This window comes from Acinetobacter sp. QJM3NY_42 (assembly GCF_056173745.1).
In genome coordinates, this window is sequence record NZ_CM149689.1 from 1,445,958 (window position 1) to 1,466,560 (window position 20,603).

General features: G+C 42.5%; 21 protein-coding genes and 1 pseudogene. 2 read left to right on the plus strand and 20 right to left on the minus strand.

All coding sequences use genetic code 11. The annotated features are described in order from the left end of the window. Positions 1–50: 50 nt before the first annotated feature. The 4 genes from AC0VYT_RS06760 to AC0VYT_RS06775 form a co-directional block, all read right to left on the minus strand. Positions 51–305, minus strand: coding sequence for a hypothetical protein (locus AC0VYT_RS06760; protein ID WP_005014288.1), 255 nt, complete (start codon positions 303–305; stop codon positions 51–53). A gap of 201 nt (positions 306–506) precedes the next feature. Further along, positions 507–818 (minus strand): hypothetical protein, encoded by a 312-nt coding sequence (locus tag AC0VYT_RS06765; RefSeq protein WP_005014284.1) that lies wholly within the window; start codon positions 816–818, stop codon positions 507–509. A gap of 158 nt (positions 819–976) precedes the next feature. Then, positions 977–1,312 (minus strand): hypothetical protein, encoded by a 336-nt coding sequence (locus AC0VYT_RS06770; protein ID WP_005014282.1) that lies wholly within the window; start codon positions 1,310–1,312, stop codon positions 977–979. 11 nt (positions 1,313–1,323) lie between these two features. Further along, positions 1,324–2,544 carry a phage/plasmid replication protein, II/X family gene (locus tag AC0VYT_RS06775; RefSeq protein WP_005014279.1) on the minus strand — a complete coding sequence of 407 codons (1,221 nt, stop codon included), beginning with the start codon at positions 2,542–2,544 and terminating at the stop codon, positions 1,324–1,326. A 119-nt stretch (positions 2,545–2,663) separates the two neighbouring features. Between AC0VYT_RS06775 and AC0VYT_RS06780 the strand changes: the two genes are divergently transcribed. Beyond that, positions 2,664–2,864 (plus strand): hypothetical protein, encoded by a 201-nt coding sequence (locus AC0VYT_RS06780; protein WP_005014276.1) that lies wholly within the window; start codon positions 2,664–2,666, stop codon positions 2,862–2,864. Between the two features lie 318 nt (positions 2,865–3,182). Here AC0VYT_RS06780 and AC0VYT_RS06785 read toward each other — a convergent pair whose 3' ends face one another. From AC0VYT_RS06785 to AC0VYT_RS06815, 7 genes and pseudogenes are all read right to left on the minus strand, one after another. Beyond that, complete coding sequence (locus tag AC0VYT_RS06785; RefSeq protein WP_005014273.1) at positions 3,183–4,520, minus strand: MFS transporter; 1,338 nt, start codon at positions 4,518–4,520, stop codon at positions 3,183–3,185. Between the two features lie 120 nt (positions 4,521–4,640). After that, entirely contained in the window at positions 4,641–5,666 is a 1,026-nt protein-coding gene (locus AC0VYT_RS06790) for an enoyl-CoA hydratase/isomerase family protein (protein WP_005014272.1), read from the minus strand. Between the two features lie 12 nt (positions 5,667–5,678). Next, a complete protein-coding gene (locus tag AC0VYT_RS06795; protein WP_005014270.1) occupies positions 5,679–6,452 on the minus strand; it encodes an enoyl-CoA hydratase in 774 nt (257 codons plus the stop codon). A gap of 44 nt (positions 6,453–6,496) precedes the next feature. Beyond that, positions 6,497–7,624, minus strand: a complete 1,128-nt coding sequence (locus AC0VYT_RS06800) for an acyl-CoA dehydrogenase family protein (protein ID WP_005014268.1) — start codon at positions 7,622–7,624, stop codon at positions 6,497–6,499. A gap of 50 nt (positions 7,625–7,674) precedes the next feature. Continuing rightward, complete coding sequence (locus AC0VYT_RS06805; protein WP_005014266.1) at positions 7,675–9,333, minus strand: AMP-binding protein; 1,659 nt, start codon at positions 9,331–9,333, stop codon at positions 7,675–7,677. 77 nt (positions 9,334–9,410) lie between these two features. Then, positions 9,411–10,302: pseudogene (gene mmsB, locus AC0VYT_RS06810) on the minus strand (3-hydroxyisobutyrate dehydrogenase). Positions 10,303–10,317: 15 nt separating this feature from the next. Next, positions 10,318–11,835: a CoA-acylating methylmalonate-semialdehyde dehydrogenase gene (locus AC0VYT_RS06815; protein ID WP_005014262.1), complete on the minus strand. Its 1,518-nt coding sequence runs from the start codon at positions 11,833–11,835 to the stop codon at positions 10,318–10,320. 164 nt (positions 11,836–11,999) lie between these two features. On the opposite strand from AC0VYT_RS06815, the gene AC0VYT_RS06820 reads away from it, so the two are divergent. After that, positions 12,000–12,881, plus strand: a complete 882-nt coding sequence (locus AC0VYT_RS06820; protein WP_005014261.1) for a LysR family transcriptional regulator — start codon at positions 12,000–12,002, stop codon at positions 12,879–12,881. Between the two features lie 21 nt (positions 12,882–12,902). Here the strand turns inward: AC0VYT_RS06820 and AC0VYT_RS06825 are convergent, their stop codons facing one another. The 9 genes from AC0VYT_RS06825 to paaA form a co-directional block, all read right to left on the minus strand. Next, the gene (locus AC0VYT_RS06825) at positions 12,903–13,517 is read right to left on the minus strand and encodes a carbonic anhydrase (protein WP_005014259.1); all 615 of its coding nucleotides are present in this window, start codon (positions 13,515–13,517) and stop codon (positions 12,903–12,905) included. 36 nt (positions 13,518–13,553) lie between these two features. Further along, on the minus strand, positions 13,554–14,492 hold the full coding sequence (gene paaX / locus AC0VYT_RS06830) for a phenylacetic acid degradation operon negative regulatory protein PaaX (protein WP_005014257.1): 939 nt from the start codon (positions 14,490–14,492) through the stop codon (positions 13,554–13,556). Between the two features lie 61 nt (positions 14,493–14,553). Next, a complete protein-coding gene (paaK, locus tag AC0VYT_RS06835) occupies positions 14,554–15,846 on the minus strand; it encodes a phenylacetate--CoA ligase PaaK (RefSeq protein ID WP_005014254.1) in 1,293 nt (430 codons plus the stop codon). Between the two features lie 98 nt (positions 15,847–15,944). Then, positions 15,945–16,736: a 2-(1,2-epoxy-1,2-dihydrophenyl)acetyl-CoA isomerase PaaG gene (paaG, locus tag AC0VYT_RS06840; RefSeq protein WP_005014252.1), complete on the minus strand. Its 792-nt coding sequence runs from the start codon at positions 16,734–16,736 to the stop codon at positions 15,945–15,947. A gap of 45 nt (positions 16,737–16,781) precedes the next feature. Continuing rightward, positions 16,782–17,837 carry a 1,2-phenylacetyl-CoA epoxidase subunit PaaE gene (gene paaE / locus AC0VYT_RS06845; protein WP_005014249.1) on the minus strand — a complete coding sequence of 352 codons (1,056 nt, stop codon included), beginning with the start codon at positions 17,835–17,837 and terminating at the stop codon, positions 16,782–16,784. A 35-nt stretch (positions 17,838–17,872) separates the two neighbouring features. Then, a complete protein-coding gene (paaD, locus tag AC0VYT_RS06850; RefSeq protein ID WP_005014246.1) occupies positions 17,873–18,373 on the minus strand; it encodes a 1,2-phenylacetyl-CoA epoxidase subunit PaaD in 501 nt (166 codons plus the stop codon). 24 nt (positions 18,374–18,397) lie between these two features. Further along, positions 18,398–19,153 carry a 1,2-phenylacetyl-CoA epoxidase subunit PaaC gene (gene paaC, locus AC0VYT_RS06855; protein WP_005014245.1) on the minus strand — a complete coding sequence of 252 codons (756 nt, stop codon included), beginning with the start codon at positions 19,151–19,153 and terminating at the stop codon, positions 18,398–18,400. 12 nt (positions 19,154–19,165) lie between these two features. Next, positions 19,166–19,456 carry a 1,2-phenylacetyl-CoA epoxidase subunit PaaB gene (gene paaB, locus AC0VYT_RS06860; RefSeq protein WP_005014243.1) on the minus strand — a complete coding sequence of 97 codons (291 nt, stop codon included), beginning with the start codon at positions 19,454–19,456 and terminating at the stop codon, positions 19,166–19,168. A gap of 42 nt (positions 19,457–19,498) precedes the next feature. Further along, on the minus strand, positions 19,499–20,443 hold the full coding sequence (gene paaA, locus AC0VYT_RS06865) for a 1,2-phenylacetyl-CoA epoxidase subunit PaaA (RefSeq protein ID WP_005014240.1): 945 nt from the start codon (positions 20,441–20,443) through the stop codon (positions 19,499–19,501). Positions 20,444–20,603: the final 160 nt, after the last annotated feature.

Here is a 20,603-nt window from a genome sequence, read left to right on the forward strand (position 1 = left end):
CGGTCGGCAAAGCTCCTCCTCGCACGCAATGTGCGAAGAGGTTCTTTTGATTAACGACCAATAAAGCCGAGAATCTTGCGGTAACCCCACATCATGAATGAAGGACTTGCCTTGATTGCAAAGACTGTTGCAGCAGCAGCAGAAAGACCAGTCAGCCCCAAAGTACCTACATCAATTGCAGCTTCCTCAGCATGTGCAGCACTGATCAGTACAATTGGAGTAGCAATAATTGCAGCCTGAGTAGAAAGACGGTTAACTTTTTGCTGCAAACCTTCTTTACGTTTTGCGTTTTGTTGTTGTGTCATAATGATCACCTTTGTATGAACTTTAACAGGGCTTTATAGCCCCAACATAGGAGCCAAAATCCAACAATCTTGGTCAGAAGGTTGTTGGCATCGGCCTGGCTTAATTGGTTCAGTTGATCAAGCCAAGAGACTTGAACATCTGACCACTGTAGGCAAAGATTCGTTGCCGAATCGACAAAATCACAAACCTTTGCCATTTCTTTAATCCTGTAAAATCTTTTTTATATCTTCAAAGCTAACTTCTGGTTCCCAGAAATCCATATAGCTGCAAAGACGATCTCTATAATCATTAAAATCAAAAGAGAAAAAATAAATACGAGAACCTTTCACCTTAGTATCTGGATTGCATATAGGCTCAATAGAAGTAATAAAGGACTTTCTCAATGCTTTATTACCAATAAAGACCAGATCATCAGGCTTTGCATTTGCAATGACTGAATAGAAAACTTCGGCTTTACTCTGCAAAGCTTGTACTTTTTTTGCAGTGTCGTTTTTCTCTGTTGAGCCAAACATTTCTAACCCCTGCACTGGTAATAATGGACACAGTATTGAGCATGTACGCTGAACTGTTTGCCACACTTCTTGCACTTATACATAAACTGTGTCATATTAATTATTACCGTAACTTATTGATTTTTAACATATTATACATTATACGAAATGCTATATAGTTAAAGCTTTGTTTCTAATACCTTTTTTGAATCTATAAAATCCAAAGCCACTAACTGAGCCACTGGAACTTTACGACTAACATCAAGTCGGAAAATTAATTGAGCATCGGCAGGAAGTTTTTGTCCCTGATAATCATGATAAAACTGTGCACCTTTAATCTTGTACTCAGTAGACTTCATACCAATTGCTCCAGAAGCAATTTCTTCTTCTGTAAATGGCTGCAATACAGTTACCACCGTATTACTGAAATCAATATTTTTACCTTCAGAACTAAAGTTACCTTCGGATTTACGAATGCCTGTAACTGTTAAAACTGGTTGGTCAATTGCGCTCATGCTATATGCTCCTAAGCAATTAGATAATTAAACTTACTCTGTGGCTTTTCATACCAATCAGGCAGTTGTTGATTGAAGTCGATCTCAACGAGCTTCACGAACGGAATGATGTTTTTGGCCTTCTCATCATGAAGGTTCTGGAGATAAGCTTTTGAAAAGCCACACTCACATAAGTCGGCAACTAATTTATAAAATTGAGTTTTACCGTAAGTCGTTTTAATTTCTTCTAAACCTTTCTCTCGGATCAGACAGAAAGCAGCAAATAAATTGCGAATACGTGTTGGAGATGGTTTACCGTTTTTAGTTAAAACTACTTGAGAAGTTTCAATTGCACGATAAACACTAGAATCATCAGTTAATTTCATAGTTTGACCTCTCAGAGCATCAAAAATACTACTTGTGGCTTTTATCCAAAGTGTTTGCAAAAGATTAGGATTATCTCGCTCGAATTTAATTAATTCGATCAAGTTGGTAGGTATACCATTACGTTCTAACCAACGTTTCTTCATACGTGATTCAAAACGTAATAAACCGACAGTCCAATTGTATAAACGAATATCAGACATAACTTCTACGACTCGCATCGCTGCTTTATCGTTCTTTTTTGCAAGCTGTTTCTGATGCTCAAACTGGACAATATATTCATCATGCTTGAGATAGCATTTATGATTAATTAATCGCGAAGTCTCCCCGCCCCAGTAAGTTGTACTGTCATAACGTTTATTACTAATTCTTGTTTGGCCATTTGATACACGGCTCAAAAACTCAAGAACTTGCTTAGCAGTATGTTGATCTTTGACACGTGCTGAATAAGTAACATCTATGTATGAAACCCAAGCTTTAGATATATCTAACTTCTTACAAATTTCAGGATAAGCCATATGCAAATAGCCAAGCATTTCAGCAGCACCCTGCTCTAACGAAATGTCAGCGAATACATTATGTCCTTGGAGTAACTTCGCAGGACTGGCCTTAATCTGAACATAAGGAAAATATGCAGAGTCAAAAAAAACCTTACAAGCCATGCCTGTGTAATGTGTTGGCAATGACTCATAAGGATGAAATAAAGCTGAAGCATTGAGCGTACCATCTACATTCATATGTACTGAACGTGATGCAAGCGGAATATCCATACATAAAGGATCAAAATTAATAAATGCATAACGACCTTCCTGATCACATACAACGTATTGATCAGCGAATGGAATGTTTATGCAAATATGATCGTTCATTAAATGTGTCCACATGCATGCAGGAATGCAATAGGCGGAAATTAACACAAGTATGCATGCATATACAATACATGCATGCAAAAATACATGTATGATTTTCCACATTTAGGAAATTAGGTATGAAAACGATGGTTAAAAGCGTCAGGATAAATGATGAGGAACAAGAGCAATTAAGAAAAAAAGCTGTTGAATTAAATAAAGTCTTAATTCAAAAAGGTCAACAGCCACTTAGAGATAGTGAAATTGTTCATATTCTAATCGATGAAGGCCTAGAATTATTAGAAGTAGGCAGCAGTGGTAAAGTGAAAATCATCAAATAATTCCGGAATTCCGGACTAGAGTCCACCATTAGAAAACGTGGACTCCCCTCGACTGCTAATTTCGCATAATGCAGATTGATGTTAAATGCACTTCTCTGCTCTGCCTATCGTAGCAACATTGACAAAAAAAATGCTCACTGGAGATACCATTGAGCATTTTTATTTGTAGCAATGTGAAGTGCAAGTAACATAATCCTGCACACATTATGCGAAATGCTGTGGTAAAGTTAAATCCTATAAAAATACCGCCATACACTTTGTATAACGGTATTCAAAAATCCAGCTTCAGTAAAACTTGTTAAAAGCTTTTAGAAAGCTCTATAAAGTTTTAATTTCTTTCTGTGTAAACGTTTCTGTAGGCTTGAGCTTCTGGTCAGGCTTTAAGAATGAAGAAGCAATAATTGCCAATACTGCAAAGCTTATAATATACATAATAATTAAGTGCGGACTTCCTTCACCAATACTCAATAGCTTTGTAGCAATCAATGGCGCCAAACCGCCACCTAACACACCTGCAAATTGTACCGAAATTGAAATACCGCTATAGCGAATTTCAGCAGGAAATTGGCGAGCAAATAATTGTGACTGCGGTGCATACATAATTGGAAAAATTACACCAATTGCCAATACGATTGCTGTCCATACTAAAACAGGATCTTTTGTATTTAACATCGCAAAGAATGGATAGCTATATAGTGCAAGCATACAAAGACCAAATCTGAACATATTACGCTGGCCGACTTTATCGGATAAATGTCCGCATAATGGAGTCATTACCATAATGACAGCAGCGCCACAAATTGTTGCAAATAGAATATCTTGTCTAGGAATATTTAACTGCGTGGTGGTATAGGCTAAAGCAAAGGTGGAAGCCAAGTAGAACCAGGCATTTTCAGCAGCGCGTGATAGAATAATTGTAATTAACTGTTTTGGATGATTTTTAAACACCTGTAATGCAGGAACTTTAACTTCTTTCGCTTTTTCTTTAATTTTTTCAAAGTCTGGCGACTCAGGAACTTTCACCCGGATATACCAACCTACCGCCAACAGCACTATACTGGCTAAAAATGGTAAGCGCCAGCCCCAGCTAAACAATGCTTCCTCGGGTAGTAAAGACACTAGACCCAAAGCCACCGAAGCCAGCATTAAACCGCCTCCAGTACTGGCCTGTGGTAAACTTCCCCAAAAACCCTTTCCACCTTCTGGAGCATGTTCAACAGCCATGAGAACTGCCCCGCCCCATTCGCCGCCCATCGCCATACCCTGAATAAATCTTAAAATAATCAGACAAACCGTAGCCCAGTAACCAATCGACTCAAATGTAGGTAACAGTCCGATTATGACTGTCGGGATACCCATTAACATTAAAGTCACTAATAACATGGATTTTCGGCCAACCTTGTCACCAAAATGGCCAAATACAATACCGCCTAATGGTCGACCAATAAATCCGACAGCGTAGGTTGCAAAAGCTGCGAGTACACCGGTGAGCGGATCAAGGTTTGGAAAAAATAGTTTATTAAAAATGAGTGCAGCAGCAGCACCATAAATAAAAAAGTCATACCATTCAATAGTCGTCCCTACCATACTTGAAATGCCTGCCAGGCGGTGAGAAGACTTTTTAGAATGCGAACCGTTTCCATGTATTGTTTGCATTGTCATATTCCTTTTTAGATTTTCTTGTTTTGAGTTTTTATACGTATAATCAGCCCTGACCATAAGTATTTTCAGTTTCTCTCTAGTCTCCTTGAATGTATTAACTTATGTATGAATGACTCAGCCGAGTCGCTCTAGAATTTGTTCAAGTTCTGGATTCTCCTTTTTCCATTGCGGCTGTTTGTCTTTATCAACAATAAGTGCACGGACACCTTCAATAAAATCACCATGTTCAAACCAGATATCTTGTAAATCACGCTCAATCTGCATGCATTGTTGTAATGACAAACTTCGTCCTAAGTGCTGTAGTTTCAGGCTGGTCTGTTTCGCAATCAGGGAACGCTGCTGCAAGGTAATCAGTATTTTATTTGTCCATGCCTTGTACTGCTCGTCTTGTTCATTTTCCAGACTCTGTTCGATATCCTGCAAATTTTTAAAACCAAAATGTTTTCGAATATTTTCAGACCGTGAACTTAGATCACTCTCAGCAGGACGGGTAATATACTTTCTAACCATCTGTTGTATTTTTTCTTTATTTAAACTGGATGAATGAGCCAGCTCATTCTGTAAAGCCTGAAGTTTTTCTCCAGGCACATGGTAGTCAATCAGATCAAGATAAAGTGCATCACTACTGCTGATTTGCTCGCCGGTAATCGCCATATAGACGCCGATATCATCAAGACGAGATAGAAAGTGTGTTGCTGCAACATCAGGGAAAAAGCCGATTGCTGTTTCCGGCATGGCAAAACGTGACTTTTCACTACTCACAATAATATGACAGGCCTGTGCCAGACCAAAACCTCCACCCAGCACATAGCCATCCAGTATGACTATAACCGGTTTCTGATAATCACGAATCATGTTAAGCATGTCGTATTCAGCACTAAAATATGCTTTATGCGCTTCAGTTTGGTTTTTATAATTATCATACAGATAACGAATATCGCCACCTGCGCAAAAAGCTTTTGGACTGTTTGATTTAATCAATATAGCCTGAATGGAATGATCCTGTTGCCATGTCTCAAATTGCATATGAATCTGATGAATCATCTCAATTGAAAGTGCATTAAGATTTGCGACACGGTTTAGACTAATTATTCCCAGAACGCCCTGCTGTTCGATGATTAAATGCTTTTCCATATCCATCTCATCATTCTCCTATTGATTTTTAAAATGAGCCTGGCGCTTTTCAATAAATGCCTGCATACCCTCTTTCTGATCTAGCGTTGCAAATACAGAATGAAAAGCACGGCGTTCAAAGCGTAGACCTTCAGCCAGATTTACTTCAAAGGCACGATTAATCGACTCTTTAATCATCATGCTTGCAGTTAAAGATTTGGATGCAATTTTTTCAGCTGCCTGCATGGTCTGTTCTAGCAGTTGCTCTTTACTGAAAATGCGGGCAACCAGACCGCACTGCTCTGCTTCAACAGCCTCCATCTGGCGTGCGGTCAGGCACATTTCCATTGCTTTGGCTTTATCTACTGCAAGTGTCAGGCGTTGTGTGCCCCCTATACCCGGTATCACACCTAAAGTTAATTCTGGCAAGCCAAACTTGGCATTATCTGCACAGCAAATAAAATCGCACATTAATGCTAATTCACAGCCGCCCCCTAACGCATAACCGCTTACTGCTGCAATTAAAGGTTTACGGCGCTGTGCAATTCGGTCGGCAAGGTTAAAAAAATCATCAAGATAAATTCCGGGAAAGGTAAGCTCAGCCATTTCCTTGATATCTGCGCCCGCAGCAAAAGCTTTTTCTGAACCTGCCAAAACCATGCAGCCAATTTCTTGATCTTTTTCCAGATCATCAAGTGCTAGATTTATTTCACCGATCAACTCGGAATTTAATGCATTCAAGGCCTTAGGCCGGTTCAAGGTAATGAGGCCTACCCCGTTACGTTTTTCTAGTAAGATTGTTTCAAACTGCATACTTCATCCTTATATTTTTATAATCCTTCCAAACTGTTAGAACCTTATAGGCTACGCGCAATCACCAGACGCTGAATATCGCTTGTACCTTCATAGATCTGACAAATACGAGCATCACGATAAATCCGCTCAATAGGAAAGTCTTTTAAATAGCCATAGCCGCCAAAAATTTGTAAAGCTGACGAACATACCCGCTCTGCCATTTCCGAAGAAAATAATTTCGCCATAGACGCTTCATTCAGACAGGGTTTACCTGCTTCTTTAAGACGGGCTGCATGATGAACCAGTTGACGGGCTGCTTCAATTTCTGTCGCCATACTGGCTAAACGAAATGCAATAGCCTGATGTTCAAAAATAGGCTGGCCAAAGGTAATGCGTTCTTTAGCATACCGGGTCGCTTCTTCAAGTGCAGCACGTGCCAGTCCAACAGCTTGCGCGGCAATTCCAATACGGCCCCCTTCCAGATTGGAAAGTGCAATTTTCAGCCCTTCACCTTGTTGTCCCAACATTAAAGTATTAGGTACACGTACATTAGTTAAGGCAATCTGGCAGGTATCTGAAGCATGTAAGCCAAGCTTTTCCTCGGTACGAACGACTTCATAGCCTTGTGTTTCACGAGGCACAATAAATGCACTGATTCCTTTTTTACCTGCTTCCGGATCAGTTATGGCAAACACAATAATAACTCCTGCATTATTTCCAGAAGTAATGAACTGCTTGGCACCATTAATAATCCAGTCATCTCCATTTTTTACCGCACGGGTTTTGATAGCAGCTGCATCTGAACCGGTATGAGGTTCAGTCAGTGCAAATGCGCCAATCATCTCACCTTGAGCCAATGGCATCAGATATTTCTGTTTTTGCTCGGCTGTGCCAAATTTAGCTATAGGTACACAACCAACAGAATTATGGACACTCATAATGGTCGAGGTTGCACCATCTGCAGCCGCAATTTCTTCAAGGGCCAACACATAGGCCAGATTCCCGGTGTCTGAACCACCCCACTGCTCTGGAATAAGCATACCCATAAGACCCAGCTTGCCCATTTGCGATAAGACTTCTTTAGGAAAAGTACTATGTTTATCCCACTCGGCTGCTTTGGGCTTGATTTGTTCCTGCGCAAAACTTCTTGCCATATCCTGAATTAATAACTGTTCTTCCGTAAATTGCATCTCATGATCCTTGAGTAAGTTATCCTCTTTATGAATGAGGTATTGCCTCATCAGACAGCCTTGCTGTTTGCCTGCTGTTTTGCGATTTCCTGATTACGTAGTAAAAAGCGCTGTATCTTTCCGCTTGGCGTTTTAGGGAGTTCGGTCACGAATTCAACCTGTCTTGGGTAAGCATGGGCGGATAGACGTTTTTTTACAAATTGTCCAAGCTGCTCTGACAGCTCATCTGAGGGAGCTCTGCCTTCTGCCAGAACGACGAAAGCTTTTACAATTTCAGTGCGCTCCGGGTCAGGTACTCCAACCACAGCTGCTTCAATTACGGCATCATGCTCGAGAAGTGCACTTTCTACATCGAAAGGTCCAATACGGTAACCCGAAGTTGTAATGACATCATCACTTCTGCCTACAAAACTCATACTGCCATTTTCATGGAGTTCGGCAGTGTCACCTGTAAGGTAATAATGCTTTACGAAAGGAGATTTACGGCTCTCTTTATAACCGCCAAACCACATCATGGGAGACTGATTAATGTCTACTGCCAAAATACCTGGAGTACCTGCAGGAAGTTCACTTCCCTGCTCATCTACGACAGCAATACGGTAACCCGGGCTTGCGAAGCCGGCTGTACCTGCACGGATCTCATGATTTAGTCCATGGTGGTTACATACCACCATACCTACCTCGGTCTGGCCATAATGGTCAAAAATTGGTGCATCCAGAACCTGTCTGAACCAGCGAAATACTTCTGGATTTAAGGGTTCACCTGCACTGCTAACCACACGGAACTTTCCTTTAAGCTGGCCCATCTGTGCAGGGTCAGCAGCCATCATCATACGGTAAGCGGTAGGTGCGCCTGCCAAATTGGTAATTTGATAATCATTTACAATCTGGCATAAGCTTTCGATACTAAAGCCCCCTTCATAAAACAAGGTGGCATGACCTAAAAGTAAGGGTCCGGTTATTCCATAGTACAAACCATACGCCCAGCCCGGATCAGCAATATTCCAGAAGGCATCTTCAGCTTTCAGTCCAATAGCATCCTTCATATAGTTGCCAAAAGCGATTAAGGCTTTCAATGGTACTTCCAGTGGTTTTGCAGGACCAGTTGTGCCGGAAGTAAACATGAGCAAGAACGGGTCCTGAACGGTTTGCATAACCATTTCACATTGGTCAGATTGCGCATTAACCATATTCCAGAAGTTTAGATCACCCTGTGGAACATTACCCTCCCGGTCTGCCACGGTCACAATTTGCGGACACTGTTCGACTTCTTCGAGCTTACTACGGTTCCCAATATCGGTAATGACCAGTTTGCTTTTTGCCAGCTGTAAGCGATGTTCTATAGCTTTAGGTCCAAAAGCCGTAAACAGGGGCTGATATACTGCGCCAATACGCCAAGCGCCTAAAATGGTTACCAGTAATTCAGGTGTTCGGGGTAATAAACCGGATACCCGGTCACCGGGTTTTACCCCTTGAGATTTTAAAAAATTAGCAAACTGACTTGACCATTGCTTTAACTGACCAAATGTATACTGTTCCTTTCGCCCATCCTTGCCCTGCCAGTACAATGCAATCTGGTCACTATCTACATCAGCATGGCGATCACAACATTCATGGCATGCATTAAGTTGTTCCGGTGACCCTGCTAACAGGTTTCTTACTGCCGTATTTAAATCAAATTCTTTTACTGCATCCTGATAATCCAACATGATTGTTACCTCAGTCTAGTTTTATTGTTATTCATGACACGGGTGTTTTGATTCTCTGCCATCCACTGGCTAAATGATTATGCTTGTTTTGGAAGATACTGCTGAATAACGCTTGAAAAATCGAGGTTGGCATTACCCTGCATGCATAGCTGTTGATAAAGCTGCTGCACCAGTCCACCCAATACTACAGGCTGTTTGACCTGCCCCGCTGCTTCAACCGCCAGACCAAGATCTTTCAGCATTAATTGTGTGGCAAAACCATCCTTATAGCCTTTGGAAGCTGGCGCATTTTCACAGATATCTGGCCAAGGGTTGCAAACCTCAGAAGCTCCAGCAGCGGCCACTTGAGCTGTTAATAACACCAGCAAGTGCCTGTGGATCAATCCCTAGCTTGACTCCAAGTGCCATGCCTTCAGCGACGGCGGCCATAGATATGCCTAGAATTAGGTTATTACAGATTTTAGCAATTTGTCCTGCACCTACATCACCACAGTGCACCATGTTTTTGCCCATCGGACTTAACACCGTTTTAACCCGTATAAAAGTAGCCTCATCTGTGCCGACCATAAAGGTCAATGTTCCTGCCTGTGCACCTATGGTTCCACCAGAAACTGGTGCATCACAGATAGTAATCTCTCTTTCTGCTGCACTTGCTGCAATATCTTTAATTGTTTGTGGGTCAATGGTGCTACTGTCGATACATAAACTACCCGCCTTAAGTACTGCCAAAACGCCATTTTCCCCCAGATATACATCCTTTACATGCTTTGCCGCAGGTAACATGGTAATAACGACATCTGCCGTTCGCGCCGCGGCCTGAGGGCTGTCACAAGCAATCCCTCCAGCCTCTGTAAAGTAGGTAACTGCAGTTTCACTTAAATCAAAACCGTAGACATTTAAACCTGCTTTGAGGAGATTCTGGGCCATTTTCCCGCCCATATTTCCCAGACCAATAAAAGCAATATTCATCCTTGAACTCCTGAATTAGCGTAAGCTGATGGTTGTGTTTACTTCGCCTGCTTCCTGCGTATCTTCAAACCAGCGGCTGGTAATGGTCTTGGTCTGTGTATAGAACTGGACAGCCTGTTTCCCATAAGGCCCGAGATCTCCAAGTTTGGAGCCACGTGAGCCTGTAAAACTGAAGAACGGTACTGGTACTGGAATCGGAATATTGATACCAACCTGGCCAATATCAATCATGTTCTGGAAAGTACGTGCTGTTGCACCACTTTGAGTAAACAAACCAACGCCATTACCAAATGGATTGGCATTGATTAGTTCGATTGCTTCTTCAAGAGTATCCACACAGATAATCGAAAGCACAGGCCCAAAGATTTCTTCTTTATAAATACGCATGTCTGTGCTGACATGGTTGAAAATCGTAGCGCCAACAAAGTTGCCATTTTCGTAGCCTTTAACCTCAACATCACGGCCATCTAGTAAAAGTTCGGCGCCCTCTTCTACACCGCTATTAATGAGCTCTACCACTCGGGCTTTTGCACGTTTTGAAATCACGGGTCCAATATCTGTATTTGGCTCATGACCGGCATTTACACTCAGCATTTTGGCTTTTTCTACCAGATCATGAATCCAGTTCTTACTTTCACCTACCATAACAGCTACAGACAGTGCCATACAACGTTGCCCGGCAGCTCCAAATGCGGCGCCTACTAAAGCATTAAGAGTTTGCTCTTTATTGGCATCGGGCATGACAGCCACATGATTTTTCGCACCCATCATCGACTGAACACGCTTGCCATGCTGACCTGCAAGGTTATAGACATGAGTTCCAACAGCGGTTGACCCTACGAAAGAAACTGCCTTGATATATTGATGTGTACACAAACGGTCGACTACGTCTTTGCCACCATGCACAACATTTAATACGCCTGCCGGAATACCGGCCTGAACTGCAAGTTCAACCAGCATCATGGTAGATAACGGGTCCTGCTCAGATGGCTTGAGAACAAATGTATTACCACATACAATCGCCATCGGGAACATCCAGAGGGGAATCATGGCTGGAAAGTTAAAAGGTGTAATACCGGCACAGACTCCTAACGGTTGTTGTAAGGTATAAGTATCTACCCCGCGTGCTACCCCTTCGGCATATTCCCCCATTTGTAATGTGCCAATTGAACAGGCATGTTCGACTACTTCCAGACCACGCTGAATATCGCCCTCAGCATCTGCCAGGGTTTTACCCTGCTCAGTAGTCAGCACATGGGCAATCTCTTTCATGTTGTCACGGATTAAATCTTGCAGCTTGAGCATAATACGCATACGTGCCTGGATCGGGGTTAAACGCCAGCTTTTAAAAGCGTCTTGTGCAGCATTAATTGCAGCTTCTACTTCATCTGGCGTCGCCATCGGCACACGACCCACAACTTCTTGTGTGGCCGGATTAATAATATCCTGCCATTCTGAAGTAGTAGATTCTACAAACTGCCCATTAATTAACAATTTGGCTGTTGTGGTCTGAATATTTGTCATTGTGTTCATAGCCTCTCCATGGGCGATATTCTTGTTGTGCTGTAATCAGAAAATATCCTAAAGCCGTATTTTCATCTTTTCGGTTTCACTTGAGACTAACAAAGAAGGTTTTGACTACCAATACAAATTCGCGCACGATTACTGTGCAAATTTGCACAAGGGATAAAATAAAAATGAAAGTGGATTGGGATCATCTACAGTTTTTTCTGGTATTGGCACGAGCCAAAACCCTGACCAATACAGCACGTATTATTGGAGTAGAACATAGTACGGTATCTAGACGGATTCAGGCACTGGAGCTGGCATTAGGAACGCCGTTATTTAAACGGGAAGCCACGGGTTATGAATTGACCCTTGAAGGGCTGGCTCTGGTTCCACGAGTAGAACAGATGGAACAGGCATTTTTGCAGATAGAAAAGCCTCATCAGCCTTTACAAGGTCGTGTGCGAATTGGCACACCAGAAGGCTTTGGTACTGCATTTTTAGCAAAATTATTGGCAGAATTATCCAAACAGTATCCTCTGCTTACTATTGATTTAATCCCTGTACCTAAAATGATCAAGCTTTCTCACCGCGAAGCCGATATTGTCATTTCGATTGACCGTCCAAAATCCGGGCCTTATATCATTACCCGTCTTAGTGATTACTGTTTAAAAATATATGGCAGCAAAGATTATCTGGCGGCCAGTTCACCTATCCATCAGCTTGAAGATTTAAAACAGCATCGTTTTGTGAACTATATCGATGACCTGATATATAGTCCTGAATTGTACTGTCTGGAACGTTTGCCCCTACAACTGAGTGCCAGCTTCAGGAGTAGCAGTATTTTAGCTCAGCAAATCGCTGTTAGTGCCGGAGCAGGTCTGGCAATTTTGCCCAAATTCTTGGCAGATGAACAACCAGAACTTGAACAGGTACTGCACAAAGAAGTCCGTTTTATTCATACTTTCTGGATGCTGACACTGGTAGATTTACAGCATGAGCCACGCATCAAGCTGGTATGGGATTTTTTAAGAACACAGGCTGACAAATACCAGCATCTACTTATGGATTAAACTTTTTAACTAAAATATTGACTAAATCTGAGCTTTATCCAGTGCGGCTTTAATGACATGCTCTGACTCAAAGTCATGATAGGTCTTGCGTTCAGAATATTCATGAGCCAGAGGTTGTACTTCTTTTAAAGTAAGCCCGCTACGCTCAGCCAAACGTATATACTCTTCAGTTCCTTTCCGCTTCCATTCAATTTCTTGGGCTTCTAATACTCTAATAACCTTAGCCGGGCTACCCAAAGCCAGCACATTTTCAGGAATGACTGCTTTTGCCTTGACCGTGCTATTGGCACCAATAATAGTATTTTCACCAATTTCTGCGTCATCCAGTATGACGCTATTCATACCTACCAGAACATTTTTACGAATTTTACAGCCATGTAAAATGGCGCCATGACCGATATGTCCATACTCTTCAATTAAAGTGATACTGGCCGGGAAGCCATGCAAAGTACATGAGTCCTGAATATTCGCATTTTTCCGAACATGTATACGGCCAAAATCTGCCCGCAGACTGGCAAATGGACCAATATATACTCCCTCTTCAATGATAACATCACCAATCAATACGGCTGTTGGGTGAATATAGGCTCCGGGGCTTACTACCGGAATAACTCCATCAATCTCATAACATGGCATTTTTACTTCCTTTTAATTTATTCTATTTACCTAAAGCTATATGGTAACTTCCTGTTTTAAACCGCCAAAACGTTTGTAAAACTGTGGATGTGCTGGTGGCATAGAGCCTTCTGCAGTTCTGGCCAGCTCCAGAAAAAAATCTTCTGCTGGATGAAAAACCATTTGATATACATTACTGCTAAGATTGCGGGCAGTTAGTGAAAGCCAGTTAGAAGGCAGTAATTCAAAAGGCAGATTTGGATCTTTAAGTAAAATACGGCGGTACTGATGAATCAGTAAAATACGGATCTGGAAGGCTTGTATTGGGTCCAGGTCATCTATACTTTCAATCAGATTCAGGACTTCTCTAAAATCACCAATAAACTTTTCATAACGCTGATGTAATTCCTGCACCGGCCAGTTAGTCTCGACCATACGTTTTACAGTTGGATAAGACTCTTGCCAGAGTTCCAGAGCCTCCGCCTTGAAAAGAACCACCTGATCACTCATTTTTAGGTTAAGTAGCAGACTTTGCAGTTTAAGATGATCACAACCCGGATATGCCATAACATTGGTCGCAATATTGGCGAAACCGAGCCATTCCAGTTCTTTTTTTAAAATAATCTTGTTTTCAAGCTCAACTGAACTGAGTAGCACCAGGTCCCATTTCTGGTCCCATTCTTTATGGCTCAGATTATAAATTTTCTGGTCAGCATTCACAAAGCGCTGGCGACTGCTTTCTGTAACGCGATAATAACTGGTTCTGCCTATTTTTTCAGAAATCAGCCAGCCGTTTTGTGCCAGCCGGAACACGGCTGTACGTACGGAACGTTCGTTGAATCCGAATACATCCATCAGCTGAATCAGGCTGGCGAGACTGATAATTCCACCACGATGGAAAATACAGTCACCAAATACAGTCATAATGAGCGAAGTGCCGCTCAAAGGCTCATTACTGATAAAATCATCGATGACTTGTTTGAGTTTTGGGTTCATCACGTTTAAATTCACCTTTGAAACGAAGTGATTTATCACAGGATAAACCACCTAGACCGATTTATGCCGATTGCCGTATGTCAAACACCCGTTGAGCCTTACCTTCTGAACGCGGGAGGGTGCCTTCAGTCACTATCTCTACACTCACCGTAATACCCACCATTATTTTAATCTGACTGATAAGCTGCTGGGATAGTTGATGTGCCATCATATCATTAATTTCTTTACGCATTTCTGCACGTATGTGCAGGCTATCTAAATGTCCATGTTTACAGATATGAATCTGGTAATTGGGAATGAGCTGCGGGATATGCAGAATCTGCTCTTCAATCTGTGATGGAAAAACATTGACTCCTCGGATAATCATCATATCATCGCTACGTCCGACGATTTTGTCCATACGGCGCATTGGTCGTACAGTGCCGGGTAGTAAACGCGTCAAATCTCGGGTACGGTAACGAATAACCGGCATACCTTCTTTGGTAATTGTGGTAAATACCAGTTCTCCCAGCTCACCATCTGGCAATACCTCACCAGTTTCAGGATCAATAATTTCCGGATAAAAATGGTCTTCCCAGATGGTAGGGCCATCTTTACTTTCTAGACATTCCATTGCTACGCCGGGACCCATAACTTCAGAAAGTCCATAGATATCTAGAGCATCAATATTCAGACGTTCTTCAATTTCACGGCGCATCTCATTAGTCCATGGCTCTGCACCAAAAATTCCAGTTTTAATTGAGGTATTTTTTGCAGTATTAAATTTCTTTTCCAGACATTCGATAATATTGAGGCAGTAAGACGGCGTAACCATTAATGCAGTTGGTTTAAAGTCATGAATCAGTTGTGCCTGACGCTCTGTCTGTCCGCCCGACATGGGAATAACGGTTGCTCCCAGACGTTCCACTCCATAGTGTGCACCCAGACCTCCTGTAAATAGCCCATAACCATATGAGACCTGAATAATATCCTGATTACTTAAGCCAGCAGCTCTTAGCGAGCGGGCAACCAGATCAGCCCAGGTATGAATATCATTTTGCGTATAACCTACTACCGTTGGCTGTCCGGTTGTACCTGAGGATGCATGTACCCTTACAATTTTTTCCTGAGGTACGGCAAACATGCCGAACGGATAATGATCACGCAGATCCTGTTTAGTGGTAAAAGGAAATTTTGCCAGATCTTCCAGATGCTGAAAGTCCTCGGGATGCACGCCTGCATCATCAAATTTTTTCCGGTAAACCGGACTATTCTGATAGGCATGCACCAAAGTTTTCTTTATGCGTTCCAGTTGTACCTTGCGCAGCTCATCGGTTGAAACCGTTTCAATATATTCCATCGTATTGTTATTCATATTCTATACTCCATGTACAGTCATCCTGCCTGTATGATTCTGAAAAGACGATGCTCTTTTCATCCATATTCTTTAAGAATTGTGTAGCCCTGCCTGTTCTAGCAGCCTTTGTATTCAGGTGTACGTTTTTGCATAAAGGCCTGTACACCTTCACGGTAATCCTCTGAACGGCCTGCCAGACGCTGTAAGTCACGTTCAAGAAGTAACTGCTCATCCAGAGTATTATGCGCAGCAGCATGGATTGCTTTTTTAATTAATCCCAATCCATAAGTTGGTTGCTTGGCCAGATGTTCAGCCATTTTCTCAGCTTCAACCTGTAACTGCTCATCTTCAACTACCCGCCAGATCATACCGAGCTGTAATGCCTGCTCAGCCGGGATCTTATCTCCCAGTAATGCCAGTCCCATGGCTTGTGCCCGACCAACCAGCCGCGGCAAGAACCAGGTGCCTCCAGAGTCTGGAACCAGCCCCAAACGGCAAAAAACCTGGATAAATGAGGCTGACTTCGCTGCCAGAACCAGATCACAAGCCAATGCAATATTGGCCCCTGCTCCAGCCGCAACACCATTAACCGCACAAATAACCGGTTTTGGCATCTCGGTAATCAGTTTAATGAGCGGGTTATAGTATTTTTCAATTGAAAGGCCCAGGTCTGGTACTGCTGAATCAGGATCGACTACCCGGTCATTCAGGTCCTGCCCGGCACAAAAACCTCGACCTTGTGCTGAAATAACTACAGCACGAATATCGGGCTGCACAGCCCATTTGTTGAGGACCTGAGCAACTTCCTTATGCATAACTTCATTAAAACTGTTGAGCTGCTCTGGACGATTAAACTTTAAATAGCCCACAGTATTTTTTTCTTCAACAAGAATTGTCTGGTAGTCCATTCAGTATTTCCCTTTGAACCTGATTTTTATTTTAAAATAGATTGATTATTCATCGAAACTTAAGCGTACATTGGCTGTTACCGGTCGTGCCTGACAGCTCAGGACATAACCTTGAGCGATTTCATCCTCTTCCAGACTATAATTAACAGCCATATCAACCTTACCTGCTATTATCTTGCACTTACAGGTGGCACAGACTCCGCCCTTGCAAGCATAGGGTAAATCGGCTCCGGCGCGCAGTGCAGCATCCAGAATACTGTCATCCTGTCTGGAAACCTCTACCACCAGCTCACGTCCATCCAGAATAATCTGAACTTTTTCTTCATTACGGCCTTCAATTTCTCTCGTTGTTACTTTTGTGGTGCCGGTATTAAAACGCTCGGTATGAATTTTACTGTGCTCAATACCGAACTGCGGTAATGTCTGCTCGACGGCATCCATCATGGCCTGCGGTCCACAGGCAAAACAGTGGTCAATGTCCTGATTAATCAAACCGGCACTATAAAGCTGTTGCAGTTTTTCAGTATCGATATGACCATTAAGCAGCTGGCTGTCGTTCATTTCCCGTGAAAAGATATTGATAAGCTGAAAACGTTCTTTAAAGCGATCTTTTAAGTCCATAATCTGTTCTGAAAACATGGTTTGTTTCCATGAACGGTTACCATAAATTAAAGTAAGATTTGCATTTTCCTGCTGGTACAAGACTGATTTAACAATAGAAAGAATAGGTGTAATACCGCTACCTGCTGCGAATGCCAGATAATTTTTTCCGCCAGTTTTTGCAGCCTTCTGAAAAAAAACACCTTGGGGTGGCATGACCTCCAGCACATCACCAGCTTTTAAGCGGTTATTGGCCCAGTTTGAAAATTGCCCCTGTTCAATCTTTTTGATTGCGATACTCATGTCTTCTTGAGTATCGCTACAGATTGAATAGCAGCGACGGATTTCACCGGTTTCACTCATATGCCGGATAGTCAGATGCTGACCTGGCTGATATTGAAATTGCTGTTGCTGTTCAGGTGCAATTTCAAAAGCAATACAGATCGCCTGTTCAGTTTGTGGGCTGACTGATTTAATTTTTAGCGGAATAAATTGGTTCATATAAAAATCCTTCTTTATTTTGACCATTCGGTTATTTAAATACATTTAAAATAGTCAAAAGGTTCCAGGCATTGCTGGCATCGGTACAGTGCTTTACAGGCAGTAGAACTGAATTCACTTAACAGTTTAGTATGCTGGCTATGACAGCGTGGGCACTTAATTCCATCAGACAGCGCAACATGGGTACCACAGCTATGTGCTTCACCCTGTGGCGGAGCAATACCATATTGCTGTAATTTCTGTTTACCGCTTTCACTCATCCAGTCAGTAGTCCAGACTTCGGACAGATCCACTACTACCTGTACCGGAACCAAACCCTGAACAGTAAATGCCTGGGTAATTTCTGCCTTAAGCAGATCTGTAGCCGGACAGCCGCTATAGGTTGGAGTTAAACGAACGATAATTTGATCTTCTTCATTTAGTTCCACTCCACGGATCATACCTAGGTCAACGACTGAAAGAACCGGAATTTCAGGATCAGCCACCTGTTTCAGAGTTTCCCAGCATTCATCCAGACAGTGTTTAATTAGCTCCATACCCGTTACTCCTGTGTTCCCTGCTTACCAGTTCATATTTGGATATGAACGCTGCAAATACTGCATTTCAGCCAGTACATAACCCAGATGTTCAGTATGTAGACCCTGTCTGCCACCACTACGGTAAGCACCGGTTTCCGGAAGAGTCAGCTTAAAACGTTCAATTTCAGCAGTCGTCTGTTCAAGCCATTCAGCTTTTAATGGTTCAAGGTCCATGAGAACCTGTTGTTCAACCAGTATCTGTTCATCAGCATTTAAAACAAATAGTTCATCGCTAAAGCGCCATAGCTGATTTAATCCTGTCTGGGTTTTTTCATGTGCCTCATCTGTTCCCAGACTCAAGCGTTCCATCCAGGCAGTAGAAAACCGCAGGTGATACTTCACTTCTTTTAATGATTTTGCTGCGAAAGCTGCCAGCTCGGCTTGAGAGCTTTTCGCTAGAGCCGTAAAAAGGAGTACATGATAATGATCCATCAGCCATTGGCGGACAATTGTCTGGGCAAAATCACCATTTGGCTGTTCACACAGCAGCAGGTTACGGTATTCACGCTCAGTACGAAAATAAGCCAGTTTGTCTTCATCACGGCCTAACCCTTCGAGTTCACCAGCCAGACTTAAGGCAGTCCGTGCCTGACCCAACAGGTCCAGGCCAATATTGGCTAGGGCAATATCAATTTCCAGGTCAGGTGCATGACCACACCATTCAGAGAGCCGGTGCGATAAAATCAGCTGGCTATCGCCAATATGTAAAAGAAACTGTGCTAAAAGTGGATGATTCATACAATACCTTCCTTACATATGCTCAATGCCATCTGGTATATGGTAAAAAGTTGGATGGCGGTACACCTTGTCCAGAGAGGGATCGAAAAATTCCGGTTTCTCATCTGGCTGCGAAGAAGTAATCAGTTCTGACTTCACCACCCAAATGCTGATGCCTTCATTACGGCGGGTATAAACATCACGGGCATTTTGCAAGGCAATTTCAGCATCAGGTGCACGCAGGCTACCTACATGACGGTGGCTTAAACCCTGCTTGCTTCGTATGAAGACTTCATATAATGACCAGTTATTTTTATGTTCCATGTCGTTTTGTTCCTGTTTTTATTGAATAGCTAAAACCAGATTTCAGGCAACCTTTTTAGATTGTTGCTGTGCCTGCTGTTTTTGGGCATATACAGCAGCAGATTCACGGACCCATTTTCCGCCTTCCCATGCTTTACGGCGGGCATCAATGCGTTCCTGGTTACATGGGCCTTTCCCGGCAATCACAGCAAAAAATTCCTCCCAGTTAATCTCGCCAAATTCGTAGTGGCCAGTTTCTTCATTAAAATGCAGTTTCTCATCAGGTACAGTCAGGCCAAGTTGTAGTACTTGCGGTACAGTGTTATCGACAAATTTCTGGCGCAGCTCGTCATTACTGAAACGTTTAATTTTCCAGGCCATACTCTGTGCACTGTTAGGGGAATTATCATCATTTGGGCCAAACATCATCAGTGCTGGCCACCAGTAACGGTTGACCGCATCCTGTGCCATCTGTTTCTGTTCAGGTGTACCATTTGCAAGCTGCATCATGGCTTCAAATCCCTGCCGCTGATGGAAACTTTCTTCCTTGCAAATTCGTACCATTGCCCGCGCATATGGCCCGTAAGATGTACGGCACAAGGCTACCTGATTAACGATCGCGGCGCCGTCGACCAGCCAGCCAATTGCGGCGACATCTGCCCAGCTTAAAGTTGGATAGTTAAAAATAGATGAATACTTCATGCGTCCCGCAATAAGCTTGTCCATCATATCGTCCCGGTCAGCACCGAGTGTTTCGGCTGCGCTATATAAATACAATCCATGACCTGCTTCATCCTGAACTTTTGCCAGCAGTACTGCTTTACGTTTCAGGGTGGGTGCTCGGGTAATCCAGTTCCCTTCCGGCAGCATACCTATAATTTCCGAATGGCCATGCTGTCCAATCTGGCGAATGAGCGTTTTTCGGTACGCTTCTGGCATCCAGTTCTTTGGCTCAATGGTAATATCTTGTTGTATGGCTTGTTCAAAATCTTCAGCATGATTTTTCATTATTTCCTCACTTGTCCCAAGTGGCTATAATTTAAAATTAAAGCGATACTAAATTTAAATCAATATAAATTTTTAGGTATCATTTAAAATAATTTACTTATAGCTTTTAATAAATTGATTTTTATATAATTTTTAATTTAACTGGTTTTTTTACTTCTCT